The sequence below is a fragment of the Luteibacter sp. 621 genome, from assembly GCF_050435445.1.
GTDB lineage: Bacteria > Pseudomonadota > Gammaproteobacteria > Xanthomonadales > Rhodanobacteraceae > Luteibacter.
In genome coordinates, this window is record NZ_JBNDKI010000003.1 from 224,635 (window position 1) to 242,204 (window position 17,570).

Genomic DNA, 17,570 nt, shown 5'->3' on the forward strand with positions numbered 1-17,570 from the left:
AAGATAGATAGTTAGGGATATATCGAAGGATATGGGCCACGTCGGATCGCGCCCACGCGCGCTCCAGGAATATACGGCGGCAATGCCGCTACCACTGTAAGGGCGAGGAAGCTTTATGCACGTCATCGGTACCCTGCGCGAGATGCGCGACTTCGGCGGCAAGGCCCGCACCACCGGTCTGCCCGATGCCACCATCGAGCGCTTTGCCGCCCATGACGCCAGCCTGCGCCGCGCCATCGAAGATGCTGCCGCTTACCACAAGGGCCTGCAGGCTGAGATGGGCGATTTCCTGCGCATGGATGAAGACGCGCAGATCCACCACCTGCAGTGCGGCCTGGTGAACTTCTACCCCGATGACGGCGTGAACCCGTACGTGCCGGCCGCCGCGCGGGGCCCGTGGGTGGTGACGCTGAAGGGTGCGGTGCTGCACGACGATGGTGGCTACGGCATGCTCGGCTTCGGCCACAATCCGGAACACATCATCGAGGCCATGTCGCGCCCGCAGGTCATGGCCAACGTCATGACGGCCAACGTCTCGCAGCTGCGCCTGTGCGAAGCGCTGCGCAAGGAACTGGGCCACACCCGTGGCGGCAGCCCCTACTCGCATTTCCTCTGCCTGAATTCCGGTTCGGAATCGGTGACGCTCGCCGGCCGCATCGCCGACGTCAATGCGCGCCTGATGACCGACCCGGGTGCGCGCCACGCCGGCCGCACCATCAAGCGCCTGGCCGTGAAGGGCGCCTTCCACGGCCGCACCGAGCGTCCGGCCATTTATTCGGATTCCTCCCGCCGTAACTACCAGCAGCACCTGGCCAGCTTCCGTAACGAGGACACGCTGATCACGGTCGAGCCGTACAACGTCGCCTCGCTGAAGGCGGCCTTCGCCGAAGCTGACCGCAACGGCTGGTTCATCGAAGCCATGTTCCTCGAGCCGGTGATGGGCGAAGGCGACCCGGGCCGCGCGGTGACGCCGGAGTTCTACGCCGCCGCCCGCGAGCTCACCCGCGAACACGGCACGTTGCTCCTGGTCGATTCGATCCAGGCCGGCCTGCGTGCCCACGGCGTGCTGTCGATCATCGATTACCCGGGCTTCGAGAACCTCGATGCGCCGGACCTGGAGACCTTCTCCAAGGCGCTGAACGCTGGCCAGTACCCGCTGTCCGTGCTCGCCGTTTCCGAGCGCGTGGCCGGGCTGTACCGCAAGGGCATCTACGGCAACACCATGACCGCCAACCCGCGCGCGCTGGATGTGGCCGTGGCGACCATGGCCGAGCTCACCGACGCCGTGCGGAAGAACATCCGTGAGCGCGGCAAGGAATTTTTGCAGAAGCTCGAAGGCCTGAAGTCCGAGCTCGGCGGCCTGATCACCAAGGTGCAGGGTACCGGCCTGCTGTTCTCCTGCGAGCTGGCCCCGGAGTTCAAGTGCTACGGCGAAGGCTCCACCGAGGAATACATGCGTGAGCGCGGCATCGGCGTGATCCACGGCGGCGCGAACTCGCTGCGCTTCACCCCGCACTTCCGCGTCACCAGCGCCGAGGTGGACCTGATCATCGACGAGGTGCGCCACGCGTTGAAGGAAGGCCCGCGCCGCTCCGAAGAAAAGGCCGCGTAACGCCAAGGTTCTGTGTAGGAGCGCGCTTGTGCGCGATCGGGTCTTGCCGCAAGCACCCATCGCGCGCAAGCACGCTCCTACAAGGTCTATGCACGACAGTCGCCCAGCGCCAGCGACCTGCGACATCCCGGCGGTTGAGAAAAGGCGTAAGCTGCCCCACGCCGGGTTGGCCGGCGTCACGTAGGGGTTCGCCATGCGCGTGCAGTTTCGTGTCCTTGCCGTTTCCGCCCTCTTCGTTTTCGCCGGCTCCGCCTTCGCGGCAGGCCAGGCAAAGAAAGACCTGACGCCGCAGCAACAGCGGATGTCCACCTGCAACACCCAGGCCACCGGCAAAAAGGGTGATGAGCGCAAAGCCTTCATGTCCAGCTGCCTGAAAGGCGAGCAGCCAGCGGCTCCGGCCAAGATGACCCAGCAGGACAAGATGAAAGCGTGTAACGCCGATCCGAAGGCCAAAACCCTGAAGGGTGATGAGCGGAAGGCGTTCATGAGTTCGTGCCTTAAGGGCTGATTCGTTTAGGCGAGCACCCATCGCGTGCAAGCACGCTCCTACAAACGCCAGCCAGTACCTGCGCTGCGCGCTTTTGTAGGAGCGTGCTTGCACGCGATCCACGCATGCGCCAACGCCCGATCGTGCGAAAATGCCGCATCGAAACCAACGCCACCCAGCTGCCCATGAAAATCGTCGAAGTCCGCCACCCCCTCATCCAGCACAAGCTTGGCCTGATGCGCGCCGCCGGCATCAGCACCAAGGAGTTCCGCGAACTCGCCTCCGAAGTCGCCGCCCTGCTCACCTACGAGGCCACGGCGGATATGGAAACCGAGTGCAAGACAATCCAGGGCTGGGCGGGCCCGGTCGAAGTCACGCATATCAAGGGCAAGAAGGTCACCATCGTGCCCATCCTGCGCGCGGGCCTGGGCATGCTAAGCGGCGTGCTGGAAATGATCCCCGCAGCCAAGGTGAGCGTGGTGGGTCTGCAGCGCGATGAAGAAACCCTGCAACCGGTGGCGTACTACGAAAAGCTCAGCGGCCGCATGGATGAGCGCACCGCCATCATCGTCGACCCGATGCTCGCCACCGCCGGCACCCTGGTCGCTACCGTCGACATGCTGAAAGCCGCGGGCGCCAAGCGGATCAAGGGTTTGTTCCTGGTCGCCGCGCCGGAGGGCCTGAAGCGGATCGAAGCGGCGCACCCGGATATCGAGATCTACGTGGCCTCGATCGACGATCACCTGAACGAACTGGGCTACATCCTGCCGGGGCTGGGCGATGCAGGTGACAAGATCTTCGGCACCAAGCAGAAACCCGAATAACCCCCTGCAGGAGCGGGGTTCGTCACACCGGCTGTCACAAACTTGCGGCAGAATCCTGCGGCGGACCTGACAGGGGGAGCGCCGCCGCAGGGGATTGCGGGCGTCTTGGGTCGCGTACAACTCAACGACTCGAGGGGATTTTCGAATGCGTTCGACCAAACAGCAGCGCGCCCTGTGGGCGGCGCTTGCCGGCCTTATGGCCGCCTCGTCGCTCCAGGCGGCGGATCTTTCCATCACCCAGTTCCGCGTCCGCGGCCCCGCTGGCGGCAACGACGAATTCGTCGAAGTCCAGAACAGCGGCACCGCGCCGCTGGATGTGTCGGGCTACAAGCTCAACGCCTCCAACAACGCGGGCACGACCGGCACCCGTTTCACCTTCCCCGCCGGCATCACCATCGCCCCGGGCTGCTATTTGCTGCTGGCAAATACGGCAAGCGCGGGCTACTCCGGCAGCGTGGCGTTCGATCAGAAGTATTCGACCGGCGTGACCGATGACGGCGGCCTCGCGCTGCTGGATGCCTCGGGCACGGTGATCGACCAGGTCGGCCTGAGCGCCGGCTCGGCCTATAAGCTGGGCACGCCGCTGGCGAGCCTGGGCAGCACCAACGGCGACCAGGGCTACGGCCGCAAGACCAACGCCGCCGGCTTCCCGCAGTCCACCGGTGATAACTCCGCCGACTGGGTGAAGGTCGCGCCGACCACCCCGCACAACAGCGCCAGCACCTGCGTCGCGCAGGGCCCGAGCCTGTCGATCGCCGATGCCTCGGTCAGCCTGCGCAACGCCGATGACGTGCCGATGCCGTTCACCGTGACGCTGAGCCAGGCCGGCGCGGCGGACGTGACCGTGCATGCGGCCACGGCCGACGATACGGCCACCGTGGCCGCGGGCGACTACGACGCGGTGAACACCGATGTCACCATCCCGGCCGGCCAGACCACGGCCACCGTGACGGTGAACGTGCACGGCGCCAAGGCGGCCGGCCCGGACAAGGCGTTCAAGGTCAACCTGACCAACGCCTCGGGCGACGTTGCCCTGGCCAAGCCCACCGCCGTGGGCGCCATCCTCAACGAGATCCCGGTCGCCGCCGAAATCTGGCAGATCACCGGCCACGACCAGGTCTCGCCGCTGCTCGGCAAGCGCGTTTCCACCACCGGCAACATCGTCACGGCGGTGGGCCCGGCTGGCTTCACCATCCAGACCCCGGATAGCCGCGCCGACAACGATCCGCTCACCTCGAACGGCATCTACGTGTTCACCAGCACGGCGCCGACGGTGAAGGCCGGCGACCAGGTGAATGTCGAAGCGACCGTCGACAACTACTTCAACCTGCCGGAACTGAAGAACGCCACCATCACCACCACCATGCACGGCGCACGCCTGCCGACCGCCGTGGTGTTCAACGACAAGGTGCCGTCCAACGATCCGAACGCCCTCTCCTGCGGCACGACGAACTTCCAGTGCTTCGTGGGCATGCGCGTCTCGATCAACACCGGCATGATCACCACCGGCAACCTGCGCTTCAGCAACGAGCCGTTCGCCGAGGTGTACATCACCGCCAACGGCCAGCGCTCGCTGCGCAAGCCGGGCGTGCGTTACACCGTGCCGGTGCCCGATGGCGTGAACCTGCCGAACTGGTCGGGTAACCCCGAAGTGCTGAAGATGAACACGGCCGACTTCGGCGCCGTGGCCGCGAACACGCCGTTCAACGCCGGCACCACGTTCAAGGCCGAAGGCGTGATCTCGTACGCGTTCGGTGCGTACACCTTCATCCCCAGCAAGATCACCATCACCAAGGCCAACCCGCTTCCGCGCCCGGTCGACAACAAGCCGTTCTACGCGGTGCGCGTCGGCGCGTTCAACATGGAGCGTTTCTGCGATTCGGACTTCAACACCACCTTCACCTGCAGCGGCGGCAGCACCGAGCCGACGCCGGACGAAGTGAAGCTGAAGACGCAGCGCCTCTCCGCGTATGTCGGTAGCGTGCTGAAGCTGCCGGATATCCTTTCGGTGGAAGAAGTGAAGAGCCTGGCCGTGCTGCAGGGCCTGGCCAAGCAGCTGGGTGACGATTACCCGGCGCAGTACGAAGCGTTCCTGCAGCCGGGCCACGACCCGAGCGGCATCAACGTGGGCTTCCTCGTCCGCACCGACCGCGTCCGCGTGGTGGATGTGCGCCAGCTCGATGCGGACGCCACATGGGATGACGGCGGCACGCAATCGTTCCTGCATGACCACCCGCCGCTGCTGCTCACGGCCGATGTGCCGTCGATCATCGGCCGCATGCGCATCAACGTGATCTCGGTGCACCCGAAGGCACGCCAGAACGTGGACAAGACCGGCACGACCGCCGATCGCGACCGCCAGAAGCGTTTCCTCCAGGCCCAGTCGCTCGCGAAGCAGGTGCAGGCGCTGCAGACCGACCGGAAGAACCTGCTCACCCCGATCATGGTGGTGGGTGACTTCAACTCGTACCAGTTCAGCGATGGCTTCACCGATGTGGTGGGCCTGGTCTCGGGCAAGTACGACGATAGCCAGAACCTGCTGAAGCTCGGCAAGAACATCGTGAAGCCGGCCCTGTGGAACGCCGTGGATTCGGTGCCCGCCCAGGATCGCTACTCGTTCCTGTTCACCGAGAACTTCGGCAACATCCAGGGCCAGGCCCCGCGCTCGGTGCCGACGCACCAGGTGCTGGACCACGCGCTGCTGAACACCGTGGCCCGTGGCCTGTTCCTGCAGATGGAATACGGCCGCGGCAACCTGGATGCCCCGGTGCAGACGCTGGATGATGCGGCCAAGGAAACCGGCGTGAAGAAGGCGCTGGGTTCGTCCGACCACGATGGTTTCGTGGTGGACCTGCTGACGCTGCCGTCGATCCTGTTCTAAGCGAGAAACAAAAAGGGCGCCCGGGTAACCCCGGGCGCCTTTTTTTTGTGTGCGATGGCTCTGTGTAGGAGCGGGGGGGGGGGGGGGGGGGGGGGGGTGGGGGGGCCCCCCCCCCCCCCGCCCCCCCCCCCCCCCCCCCCGCTCCTACAAGGACGCGGTACTACCGGGCGAACTGATCGGTGGCGCGGACGAGCTCGCGCGTAATCCCCGGCTCGAATGCCGAATGGCCGGCATCCTGCACCACGCGCAGCTCGGCTTCCGGGAACGCACGATGCAGATCCCACGCACTACGCATGGGGCAGACCACGTCATAGCGGCCCTGCACGATCACCGTGGGGATGTGCCGGATCTTGCCCACGTCACGCAGCAGCTGGCCATCGACCTCGAAGAAACCGGCGTTGACGAAGTAATGGCATTCGATGCGGGCGAACGCGAGCGCAAACTCATCTTCACCGCTGGAGGCCATGTGGCCTTCATCCTGGTAGAGATAGCTGGTCGCAGCCTCCCACACCGACCATGCACGGGCCGCAGCGACGCGCGTGGCGGCATCCGCGCTGGTGAGGCGGCGGTGGTAGGCACTGATCAGGTCGCCATGCTCGGCCTGCGGAATGGCCGAGAGGTAGGTTTCCCACGCATCCGGATAGAGCTGGTCGCAACCGCCCTGGTAGAACCATTCCAGCTCGCTGCGGCGGAGCATGAAGATGCCGCGCAGCACCAGCTCACTCACCTGTTCGGGATGCGTCTGGGCATAGGCCAACGCCAGTGTGGAACCCCACGAGCCACCGAAGACCTGCCACTTATCGATGCCCAGGTGCTTGCGCAGGCGCTCGATATCTTCGACCAGATCCCACGTGGTGTTGTCGGTGAGCTCGGCATGCGGCGTGGACTTGCCGCAGCCGCGCTGATCGAACAGCACGATGCGGTACTTCTTCGGATCGAAGAACCGGCGGCAGCGCGGGTTGGTGCCGCCGCCCGGGCCGCCATGCAGGAATACCACCGGCTTGCCGTTCGGGTTGCCGCTCTGCTCGTAGTACAGGATGTGCAGGTCGGAAACCTGGAGCGAGCCGGTCTCGTACGGCTCGATCGCGGGGTACAGGTCGGGGGATTCCTGGGCCATGGTGGGGTGGTGCCTTGGGGGAAAGGGGGACGATAAGGGTAACGCCTGAGGGAAGGCTGTTGCGAGCCGGGGCGCCCCAAGCCCCCGAGGCTAGAGCAACTTCCCAGGGTTCATGACCCCATGGGGATCGAGCACCGCCTTGATCCCCCGCATCAACGCGATCTCCTCCGCGGACCGGACGCTCCCCAGCCATGGCTTCTTCACCAGCCCGATGCCGTGCTCCGCGGAAATGCTGCCCGCGTGCCGTTCCAGCGTTTCCACCAGCAAGGTGGTCACGTGCTCGCACTGCTCCACGAACGCCGGGTAATCCAGCCCCTCTGGCTTCAGCACGTTGATGTGCAGGTTGCCATCGCCGATGTGGCCGAACCACACCACATCGACATCCGGATAGCCCTCCTCCAGCAGCGCCTGCATCTCCGCCATGAACGCCGGCACGCGGGAAATGCGCACGGAGACGTCGTTCTTGTACGGCTTGTACTTCGCCAGGCTCTCGGTGATGCCCTCGCGCAGGCGCCACAGCGCGGCGGCCTGGGCATCGGATGACGAGATCACGCCATCCACCACCCAACCCTGCTCCAGGCAGGCCTCGAAGAACGCCAGGGCGCTCGCCTCCGCCGCCTCATCTGCCGCATCGAACTCGGTCACCACGTAGAACGGGTAGGTCTCGTCAAACGGCGCCTGCGCCCCATGCGCCAGCACGTGGTGCAAGGCGCGATCGGTGAAGAACTCGAACGCCTCCAGGCGCAGCGTGCGCTGGGCCTCGGCGAATACCTTCATCAGCGCATCCATCGCCGGTACCGCCAGCACCATCACCTGCGAAGCCGGCGGCGGGGAGGTGAGCGCCAGGGTGGCCTCGACCACGATGCCCAGCGTGCCCTCCGAGCCGATCATCAGATGGCGCAGGTCGTAACCCGAGGCGTTCTTGATCAGGCCCTTGTTGAGATCCAGCAGCTCGCCGCTGCCCGTGACCACCTTCAGCCCTGCGACCCATTGCCGCGTGTTGCCGTAGCGGATGACCCGAATGCCGCCCGCGTTCGTGGCGATGTTGCCGCCGATCTGGCACGAGCCGCGCGCGGCGAAATCCACCGGGTAGATCAGGCCGTGCTCACGGGCAGCGTTGTGCACTGCCTCCAGCGCGATGCCCGGCTGCACGGTCAACGTGCGGTCCACCTCGTTGAACGCCAGCACCTTGTTCATCCGGTCCAGGCTCACCACCAGCTCGCCGTGGGCGGCCACGGCGCCGCCCGAGAGGCCGGTACGGCCGCCGGAAGGCACCACCGCCACGCCATTTTCGTTGGCCCAGCGGACGATGCCCTGTACCTCGGCGATATCGCCGGGAAACGCGATGGCCAGCGGCGCCGGGGTCCAGCGCCGGGTCCAGTCACGGCCATGGTGCTCCAGGTCGCCTGGTTCGGTGGAAAGCTTCAGGCCAGGCAACTGGCTGGCAAGGTCGGTGAGGCGCGGATCGCTCATGGGGCTCTCGGATAAGGGGCCACCCGAGGGTGCCAGCGCGGCCGCCAGCCGTCCACTGCACTGCAACATCCCCGCCACGTTCTGGCATAGTGGGGGTTCGTTGAATTGACAGACCGGGCTGACCATGAAGCGCACGTCGTACCCCAAAGAGGACATCAAGGTTCTACTCCTGGAGGGCGTCAGCCGCAGCGCGCTGGATACCTTCCGCCAGGCCGGCTACACCCAGATCGAGTTCCACGAGAAGTCCCTGCCCGAGGATGAACTCCGCGAACGCATCGCCGATGCGCACATCGTGGGCATCCGTTCGCGCACCCACCTCACCGCCGAGGTGCTTGCCGAGGCGCGCCGCCTTATCGCCGTGGGTTGCTTCTGCATTGGCACCAACCAGGTCGATACGGCCGAAGCCGAACGCCTGGGCGTGCCGGTGTTCAATGCGCCCTACTCCAACACCCGCAGCGTAGCCGAGCTGGTGATCGCCGAAGCGATCATGCTGATGCGCCGCATCCCGGAAAAGAACGCGCAGTGCCATCGCGGCGGCTGGTCCAAGTCGGCCGCGGGCAGCTTCGAAGTGCGCGACAAGGTGCTCGGCATCGTCGGCTATGGCCATATCGGTACCCAGGTCGGCGTGCTCGCCGAATCGTTGGGCATGCGGGTGATCTTCCACGATGTGGAAGCGAAGCTTTCGCTGGGCAACGCGCGCCCGGCGGCTGACCTGGACGACCTGCTCGAACGCGCCGACGTCGTGACGCTGCACGTGCCGGAAACCCCGCAAACCAAGCTGATGATCGGCGCGGAAGAGATCGCGCGGATGCGCCCGGGCAGCATGCTGATCAACGCCTCGCGCGGCACGGTGGTCGATATCGATGCGCTGGCGGCGGCGTTGCACGCAAAGCACCTGGCCGGTGCGGCCATCGACGTGTTCCCGGTTGAACCCAAAGGCAACGACGATCCCTTCGTCTCGCCGCTGGTGGGCATGGATAACGTGATCCTTACCCCGCACGTCGGTGGCAGCACCGGCGAGGCGCAGGAAAACATCGGTATCGAAGTCGCTTCCAAGCTGGTGCGCTACAGCGATAACGGCAGCACGCTCTCGGCGGTGAACTTCCCCGAGGTATCGCTGCCCGGCCACCCGACCAGCCGCCGCCTGTTGCACATTCACCGCAATATCCCGGGCGTGCTGTCGAAGGTGAACGAGGTGTTCTCGCGCGCCGCGGTGAACATCGATGGCCAGTACCTGCAGACCTCGGGCCAGGTGGGCTATGTGGTGATCGATGTCAGTACCAGCGAAGAACACGCGGCCGCCTTGCGTAATGAGCTTGCGGCGATTGAAGGCACGTTGAAAGCCCGCGCACTTTACTGAGGCTTCATCGCAGGAACTTGCCAGTTCAATTCAGGCCTTTGCCTGCATTACCCTGCGGAAAATCCCCAGGGAAGATGAACATGGCGGTTCTGTTGAAGTGGTCGCTCGCGCTCGCCATCGGTAGCGCATTCGCATCGGCCGCTGCGGCGGCCACGCTTGATCCGGCGTTGCTGCCCACCGTGCGAGCGGCAACGTTTGAAGTCGTGGCGGCCAAGGCCGATGACAGCAACGTGACCTATGAGCGACCCTTGCCGCTCGACCAGTTGCCGTACCAGGAACGCAACGACCACTACCGTTCGATCGGCACGGCCTTTGCGATCGGCGAGGGGCGCTTCGTTACCGCCTTCCACGTTTTCCTTGATGGCGTGAACAGCTTGCAGGGGCCTTTGATGCTCCGCGATGAGCAAGGCCATGTGTTCGCGATCGACAAGGTACTGCGCACGTCGCCGCAGGAAGACTTCGTGGTGTTCAGCCTGACGAACCCGCCCTCCGTCGCGCCGCTACCGGTCGAACGTTCACCTGCGTTGAATGAGGCCGTCTTCGCGGTGGGCAACGCACTGGGTACCGGCATCGTGCTGCGCGATGGCCTGTACACATCGCAGACGCCCGAAGAAGTGGATGGCCGCTGGAAATGGCTGCGTTTCTCGGCCCCGGCCTCGCCTGGCAACAGCGGCGGCCCGCTCGTGGATGAGAAGGGCAAGGTCATCGGCGTGGTGCTGCGTAAATCGCCGAGTGAAAATCTGAACTTCGCCTTGCCGATCGATCGGGTGCTCGATGCGTCCGACAAGACGGCGAATATCGATGCCCCCGAGCATTTCACCGTGCCGTTCAGCCAGGAAACCCGCAACAGCCGTCTGAAGGCCACGCTGCCGCTACCCATGGCCTATGCGGAATTCAACAAGCGCTTCGGCGACATCTTCGACCACTGGGCGCACGACGAAGCCCAGGTCTGGATGAGCGCCCACCAGGCCACGCTCTTCCCCGAGGGCAAGGCATCACACGACCTGCTGACGCGCGGCCCGTGGACCGATAGCCTGCCGATCATGGTGAGCCAGGACAGCGATGGTAACTGGGTGCGCCGCCAGCCCCAGCGCAAGCGCACGCCCATGGCCAAGGGCTTCATCGAACAGACCGCCTACGGCCAGACCATGGTGTGGCATATCCACGCCGATGACGATAAGCCCGCCCTGGGGAATGGTGGCCGCAAGGTCATGGACCTGCTGCTCACCCAGGGCATGATCATGCGCGACATGGGCCAGGACAAAATCCGGATCACGTCGCTGGGCGCGCCGGTGGCCTCGGAAACCGTCACCGACCGCCAGGGCCGCAACTGGACGCTGCAGACCTTCGCCCTGTCGTTCAACGATGGGGCCGTGGTGTTGGCCACCACGCCGACCCCGGATGGTGCCGTAGGCATGTTCCGCTTCGCGCTGGCGCGGGATGCACGGCAAATCGCCCTGCAGCTGCGCCTGATGGCGGACATGGAGGACATCGCGTACCACGGGAGCCTGCCCCAGTGGCAGGCCTTCCTCGCCAACGGCACGCCGGCTACGGTGCTACGCGATGCAACGGTACGTCGGGAGGGTAACGTCGTGACCGTGGCAGTCGATGGCATGAAGGCCAACTGGCCAGGCGATCTCGTGCCCCTGGAAGGCCGCGCCGAAGTGGCGGTGGAACCCAGTTGGACCGACGAGGACGGGAAGGCGGCCCTGCATGTACGCACCATCGTGCTGCAGCAGCGCGATACGCCCGAGCCGCTGGTCCGGCTGGACCGCTACGAACGCTATTTCGAGGATTCCCAACCCCAGGCGCAGAGTTTCTGGCACGACTTGATGACCCACGCGCACCCACGCGACGGGCAGCCTGTGGACAAGGATGACCGGCGCAGCATCGCCGAGGTATACGACCCGGCCCATCCGGACCGCGCAAAGCACGCCTTCGGGGTGACCTACGCCGTGGGCGGCAAGGTGAGCGACGATGACATGCGGGCGCGGCTGAAGCAGGCGGCGGCAGGCGTGGACGTGCCGGACAGGAAGCCTTCGGCACCGTAACGGAACCCCGGCCACCCAGGGCGCCCTCGCGGCGCCCGCAACCCGTCTTCAAATCGCCCCCATGGGTCGCGTACGCTGTAGCGACCAACCAGGGGAATTGAACATGGCAGTTCTGAGGAAACGGATGATCGCCGCCGCGATGGCGCTGGCTTGTGCCGGCACCGCGGCCCACGCGGCCACACTGGATGCGGCCCTGCTGCCCAGGGTAAAGGCCGCCACCTTCGAGGTCGTCGCGGCCAAGGCCGATGATGGCAAGGTGGTTTACGAGAAGCCCCTGCCCCTCGACCAGATGCCGTACCAGGAACGGACCGACAAATACCAGTCGATCGGCACCGCCTTCGCCATTGGCGATAACCGCTTCGTTACCGCCTGGCACGTCTTCGCCAGCGGCGTGGGTAGCGTGCGCGGCCCGCTCTCCCTGCGCGACGAGCAAGGCCACGTGTTTGCCGTGGACAAGGTGGTGAAGTTCTCGCCGCAGCAGGATTTCGTGGAGTTCAGCCTGAAGCAGGCGCCTTCGGTGCAGCCGCTCGAGGTCGAGCGCACGCCGTCGATCAACGAGAACGTCATTGCGGTGGGCAATGCCCTGGGCACCGGCGTGGTGCTGCGCGATGGCCTCTACACCTCCGATACCCCCGAAGAAGTCGATGGCCGCTGGAAGTGGATGCGCTTCTCCGCGCCCGCCTCGCCCGGCAACAGCGGCGGCCCGCTGATCGATGACAAGGGCAAGGTGATCGGCGTGGTGCTGCGCAAGTCGCCCAGCGAGAACCTCAATTTCGCCCTGCCGATCAGTGCCGTGCTGGATGCTTCGGACAAGGTCGCCAGCATCGACCTCTCCATGGATTTCGGCACCACCTACAGCCCGCAGACCCGGCACAGCCGCCTGCGCGAGCAGATGCCCCTGCCGCTGAGCCAGGCGGAGTTCTACACGCGCATCGCGGCGGTCTCCGATAACGCGCTGGCAAAGGAAGCGCAGGCATGGCTCAAGGAGCGCGCTGATTCGCTGTGGCCACAGGGCGACAAATCCCACGAGCTGCTGACCCACAGCCCGTGGAGCGGCGGCGTGCCTGCCCTGGTGGTGCAGGACAACGGTGGCGTGTGGATGCGCACCGACAAGGATGAATCCCAGCGCTCGCAGTTGCCGAACAAGGGCTATATCGATCGCTCGACACTGAACGACACGGCGCTGTGGCATATCCATTCTGAAGCGGACAAGCCGGCCCTGACCGGCGGCCGCGCGGTGGGCGATGCGCTGCTGACGCTGGGCTTCATTACTCGCAAGGTCGGCCGCGAGAGCATCAAGATCACCTCGCTGGGTGAGCCCGCATCGACCGAATCCTTCACCGACCGACAGGGCCGCGCGTGGCGCGTGGATGCCTTCACCATCCCCTTCTTCGATATGTCGCTGCTGACGGCGACCACGCCGACGCCCGATGGCGCAGTGGGCATGATCCGCATGGCGGGTGCGGGCGATATCTTCGAGGAAACCCTGAAGATGCGCATGATGGCCGATATGGAGGACATCGCGTACACCGGCACGCTCGCGCAGTGGCAGGCATTCCTTGCCAATGGCACGCGGCCGATGGTTCTGCGCGATGCCGCGTTTGGCCAGGACGCCAAGGGCGCCACGCTTTCCGTCGATGGCGTGAAGGCAGGCTGGCCCAGCAGCATCGTGCCGCATGGTGGCCGCTCGGAAGTGTTCGTGGCGGGCGGCTGGACGGTCGAAGATGGCAAGCCGGTCGTGCGCCTGCTGCACCTGAGCCTCAGCCAGCAGGAAGCGCCGAATGCCATGGTCTACATCGATCGCTTCCAGCGCCCGTTCGCCGATTCGTCGCAGGATGCGAACAACCTGTGGGACGAGTTGGGCAAACATGCCCACCCACGCGACGGCAAACCGTTCGAAAGCGACGAGTGGCGGCTGATCAGCAAAGTCTACGACCCGGCCCAGCCGAAAACCGCCAGTTACATCTACACGGTGAGCTACGCCGTGCGTGATAAGGCGGCTGACGATGATATGCAGAAGCGCCTGGCGGAAGTCGTACACGGGACGCTGCTGCCCGGTGCATCACCGGCGGGCGATGCCACGGTCACGGCGTCTGCCGCGAAGGTGCCTGCCACTCCTTAAGCGCGCTTGCGCGGGTCAGCCTTCCGCTACCACGCGGTGGCGCCCGCGCTCTTTCGCCTTGTACAGGCGACTGTCGGCGACGCCGATGAAGGGGAGCACGCTGTCGCCCTCGCCCGGGACCAACGTGTTCACACCAGCGCTGAGCGTCAGGCGCTTGTCGTGGCCAACGCCGGCGTGCGGGATCAGGGCCTTGTCGACCAGATCGAGGCAGCGCCAGGCCATGGCCATGGCGGCGGCTTCATCGGTGTTCGGCAGGAGCAGCACGAATTCCTCGCCACCGAAGCGGCAGAGCAGATCGTCCGCGTTGCGCGCACTGCCGGAGAGCGCCCGGGCCACGCGCTTCAGGCATTCATCGCCTTCCAGGTGGCCGTAGTGATCGTTGTACTGCTTGAAGTAATCGATATCGAGCACGACCACCGATAGCGGCTGGCGGTTCTGGCGTGCATCGCGCCAGCGAGCTTCCACCACGTTATCGAACCGGCGGCGATTGGCCACACCGGTCAGGCCATCCTTGAACGAGAGCTCTTCGAGCTCACGCTGCATATCGAGCAATTTTTCCTCGGTACGCTTGCGCTCGCTGATATCGAACATGAAACCGATCAGCGCATTCGGCGTGCCATCGTCGTTGCGCACGACGTGCACCACATCGCGGATCCAAACGAATTCGCCATCCTTGCGCAGTGCGCGGTAGTCGGCCTCATGATCAATGCCGGCCTGGGATTGCGAAACGCAGAAGTTGAACACCCACTCGCGGTCTTCGGGGTGCATGCGATCGGCCCAGTCCTGCACGGTCTGCCACGATTGCGGCGACCAGCCAAGGAGTTCTTCGATCTGCGGGCCGATATAGGCAAAGCGCAGCGTCGCCCACTCGATCTTCCACGGGATGGCACGGGTCGATTCGAGCAGGGTTTTGTAGACCCCGATGTCCTCGGCAAGGATCGCGTCGTCAATGCTCATGTTCGTGCCCGTGGTGACAGCGTCTGGTACATCGTCCGCCAGCGCCACGCCTTCCAGCGGCAGCCCGGCCAGCAATTCGAGGATGGCCAGCGTTTCCTCCGGCGCTTCCGCCAGGGCCGCACTGCCATCGGGTACATGGATGTAAATACGGGGTGCCCCGCCCTTCTCGCCGCGAACATTCTCCATGAGCCACATGACGCTCTCGGGGAGGCTCCGGCGCAAGGTCTCGTGGTCGTAACGGCCACGCATCCCGGCTCCGGCAAGGTACACCTCTTTCACGATGCTGGGCACTTCCAGGCCACGCAGGGCTTCCTGGCAGGGGCTGGGGGTGTATAGCCCCGCAGCGTCGAGGCGGCCCACGGCGGTCACCGCGTGGCCCGGTTCGGCCCACGCGCCCTCGGGGGCCTCACCCAGGGAGAGGTCCAGGAAGAAGGGATCGACCTGCTTTAGCGCGGCCACCCTGGCCTTGGCCTGGGCAAGCGCCTCGCGGGCGCGTTGCCGTGCTTCCGTACCTGACATCGTGAAACCCCCATGGCCGGTAGCCATGCCCAGTTGCGTCCTCGGTTATCGGCCGGAATGGGGGTGTCTTGAGAACCAGGTCACATTTCTTGCGGGGTCCGGGACTGAACGGGGCGGCGCCACCGCGCCACGGGCAGAAAATTCACTGATTTACAGGGGGTGGGGCCGGGGGTAACGTCGGCTGATCCCGACCCCGGCTGCGTGGAGAGATGTCATGGCTTTTGGCAGGACCCTTGCTCTGGCCCTCGTGGCCGCCCTGTGCATTTCGCCCCTGGCCGCCACGGCCCAGACGGGTGCCGGCGCAAGGCTCGATTACGCCACGAAGCAGCTACATAACAAGTTCGTCCTGGCCGACAAGGACAAGGACGGTTTCGTTACCAAGGAAGAGGCCGAGGCAGGGAACATGCCCGCGACTGCCAAGAACTTCGACCAGATCGATACGACCAAGCGCGGCAAGGTTTCCGAGAAGGAAATCCAGCATTTCATGCTCAACCGGATGGCTGAGAAGGCCAAAGCGCCCCCGTCGCACTAAGTCGTTTAATGCAGGCCCGCAAAGCGGAACGGAGCGGCCGCAGTGAACTGGCCTGAGACCTCGCCCGCGTAGGTATGCTTTTGGTCCGGCCCCAGGTCGAGCTTGCGTACACCCGCGCTTTCCGCGAAATCGATCTTCTTCAGGTCCACCCAGAACGTGTTCGGCGTGATCGCCGATTCAAACAGGTACAGCTTTCGCTTGTGATCGAACACCGTGCGCCAGCGCGTTGATGAGATGTTCGGCTGGTCGGGCGTGGTGATACCCAATGGCACCGATGCATTGCGTATCACCGAGAACACGCTCGCCAGGGCAAGGTCGGGATCATCGTTTTTCGGGATCGCATTCACGTAGAACGATGCGCGCGCGAACCGGTCCGCTGAGCGATTCGTACCTGGCAGCATCACCATGCCGCCAATGTCCTGCCAGTAGGTGTTAAGTGCCAGCTGCTCATCGAACGTGGGTGAGTTAGTCATGACCTGGTACTTGCGGTCATGGTGGATCACCTGTTTGCCGCCGATGTACTCGACGATGGCGCTGTCGCCGCTCGCATCGGACATGGAAAGATGCAGCGTCGCCAGGCGTGGCTCGCCGGGCACTTCATCGGTGACTACGACGAAGGGTTCCTTCTCCAGCGCCTTGACCGCTTCATCCACGCTCGCGAAGTTATCCAGTACGTACTGGGCCCACAGCGCGATGCTCAGCGTATGGTCTCCGGCTTTCGGCTTGGGATAACTCGATTCCACCAGCCACAGCACATTGGCCATCAGGCCTTTTTCGTTCGCGCCATCCGTGGTCGAGACGTCATAGCCGGTGGCGATCACGCTGCCGTACTTCGACGTCCACGTGATCGAGCCCGGGCCTGCTTCCCCGCTATGCTTCGTGCCCCTGGGAAAGATCCAAAGGTTCGTGCCCACGTCGACCTTCCAGTCCATCGACCGGGCGGTGATGACATCGTCGTTCTGGCCGAGGTAGACCAAGCGGGTGCAGGCGTCGGCCACGTTACATAATGCGAACCACGCAATCCCGAGCATGCCCGCACCATGCAGTATGTGCGTTTTTATGGATTTCATCGCAATACTCCCAGCGCGTATGCACCCTCGACCGGGAGCATACGCCTGGAGATACACGCGGCAGTTCGGAAAAAGTACCTAGCCTGATGCGCGGCTGATGTCGATGTCAGGACGCTTCGGTAATGGCGGGCGCCGCTTCCTCGCGCTTGAAACGGCGCAACGCGTTGGCACCACGAACGGCGTTGACGAACGCGAGCCAGATGGCGGCCGCGAGGGCGAGACCCACCAGGCTCTTCGGCTGGGTGGTCCACTGGTAGATCTTCTCCAGCGAGAAGAAGGCCAGCCCGATCCATGCGCCGATCGTCGAGTAACGCCAGATGCTGATGCCGATGACGCCGAAAATAATGCCATCGATCATGGCCGCGCCGGTGACACCGAACGTCCGCGCGGCATCCGGAGCGGCGAACATGATGAAGGCGCCAATACCGATGTTGATGGCGGCGACGAGCCACGCTGCGAACGCCCCACCCTTCATCGCTTGCTGCGCATCAGCGCGGTTGCCGAGTTCCGAAAGCCAGTAATGCGTGTTTCCCGTCTTGCGTGCCATGCCTTGCTGCCCCCTATC

The 17,570-nt window shown here is 64.9% G+C and carries 13 protein-coding genes; 8 read left to right on the forward strand and 5 right to left on the reverse strand.

Annotated elements, in window-relative coordinates:
* Positions 1-115 precede the first annotated feature (115 nt).
* The 4 genes from ABIE56_RS05455 to ABIE56_RS05470 all read left to right on the forward strand — a co-directional run bounded on the left by ABIE56_RS05455 (position 116) and on the right by ABIE56_RS05470 (position 5,804).
* Entirely contained in the window at positions 116-1,612 is a 1,497-nt protein-coding gene (locus ABIE56_RS05455; RefSeq protein WP_429242816.1) for an aminotransferase class III-fold pyridoxal phosphate-dependent enzyme, read from the forward strand.
* A 193-nt stretch (positions 1,613-1,805) separates the two neighbouring features.
* Positions 1,806-2,120 carry a PsiF family protein gene (locus ABIE56_RS05460; RefSeq protein WP_429242817.1) on the forward strand — a complete coding sequence of 105 codons (315 nt, stop codon included), beginning with the start codon at positions 1,806-1,808 and terminating at the stop codon, positions 2,118-2,120.
* A 164-nt stretch (positions 2,121-2,284) separates the two neighbouring features.
* Positions 2,285-2,923: a uracil phosphoribosyltransferase gene (gene upp / locus ABIE56_RS05465; protein WP_429242944.1), complete on the forward strand. Its 639-nt coding sequence runs from the start codon at positions 2,285-2,287 to the stop codon at positions 2,921-2,923.
* 145 nt (positions 2,924-3,068) lie between these two features.
* The gene (locus ABIE56_RS05470) at positions 3,069-5,804 is read left to right on the forward strand and encodes a lamin tail domain-containing protein (protein WP_429242818.1); all 2,736 of its coding nucleotides are present in this window, start codon (positions 3,069-3,071) and stop codon (positions 5,802-5,804) included.
* 160 nt (positions 5,805-5,964) lie between these two features.
* Here the strand turns inward: ABIE56_RS05470 and pip are convergent, their stop codons facing one another.
* Together pip and ABIE56_RS05480 are read right to left on the reverse strand one after the other, a co-directional pair.
* Positions 5,965-6,921 (reverse strand): prolyl aminopeptidase, encoded by a 957-nt coding sequence (gene pip / locus ABIE56_RS05475; RefSeq protein WP_429242819.1) that lies wholly within the window; start codon positions 6,919-6,921, stop codon positions 5,965-5,967.
* Between the two features lie 90 nt (positions 6,922-7,011).
* Positions 7,012-8,394: an FAD-binding oxidoreductase gene (locus tag ABIE56_RS05480; protein ID WP_429242820.1), complete on the reverse strand. Its 1,383-nt coding sequence runs from the start codon at positions 8,392-8,394 to the stop codon at positions 7,012-7,014.
* Positions 8,395-8,512: 118 nt separating this feature from the next.
* On the opposite strand from ABIE56_RS05480, the gene serA reads away from it, so the two are divergent.
* From serA to ABIE56_RS05495, 3 genes are all read left to right on the forward strand, one after another.
* Positions 8,513-9,754, forward strand: a complete 1,242-nt coding sequence (gene serA / locus ABIE56_RS05485) for a phosphoglycerate dehydrogenase (RefSeq protein ID WP_429242945.1) — start codon at positions 8,513-8,515, stop codon at positions 9,752-9,754.
* Positions 9,755-9,834: 80 nt separating this feature from the next.
* A complete protein-coding gene (locus ABIE56_RS05490; RefSeq protein ID WP_429242821.1) occupies positions 9,835-11,805 on the forward strand; it encodes a trypsin-like peptidase domain-containing protein in 1,971 nt (656 codons plus the stop codon).
* A 103-nt stretch (positions 11,806-11,908) separates the two neighbouring features.
* Complete coding sequence (locus tag ABIE56_RS05495; protein ID WP_429242822.1) at positions 11,909-13,927, forward strand: trypsin-like peptidase domain-containing protein; 2,019 nt, start codon at positions 11,909-11,911, stop codon at positions 13,925-13,927.
* Positions 13,928-13,942: 15 nt separating this feature from the next.
* On the opposite strand, the gene ABIE56_RS05500 is transcribed toward ABIE56_RS05495, so the two are convergent.
* The gene (locus tag ABIE56_RS05500) at positions 13,943-15,403 is read right to left on the reverse strand and encodes a GGDEF domain-containing protein (protein WP_429242823.1); all 1,461 of its coding nucleotides are present in this window, start codon (positions 15,401-15,403) and stop codon (positions 13,943-13,945) included.
* 214 nt (positions 15,404-15,617) lie between these two features.
* Between ABIE56_RS05500 and ABIE56_RS05505 the strand changes: the two genes are divergently transcribed.
* On the forward strand, positions 15,618-15,935 hold the full coding sequence (locus tag ABIE56_RS05505) for an EF-hand domain-containing protein (protein WP_429242824.1): 318 nt from the start codon (positions 15,618-15,620) through the stop codon (positions 15,933-15,935).
* Between the two features lie 5 nt (positions 15,936-15,940).
* Here ABIE56_RS05505 and ABIE56_RS05510 read toward each other — a convergent pair whose 3' ends face one another.
* Positions 15,941-17,005, reverse strand: a complete 1,065-nt coding sequence (locus ABIE56_RS05510) for a linear amide C-N hydrolase (RefSeq protein ID WP_429242825.1) — start codon at positions 17,003-17,005, stop codon at positions 15,941-15,943.
* 106 nt (positions 17,006-17,111) lie between these two features.
* Positions 17,112-17,552: a hypothetical protein gene (locus tag ABIE56_RS05515; protein ID WP_429242826.1), complete on the reverse strand. Its 441-nt coding sequence runs from the start codon at positions 17,550-17,552 to the stop codon at positions 17,112-17,114.
* Between the last annotated feature and the right edge of the window lie 18 nt (positions 17,553-17,570).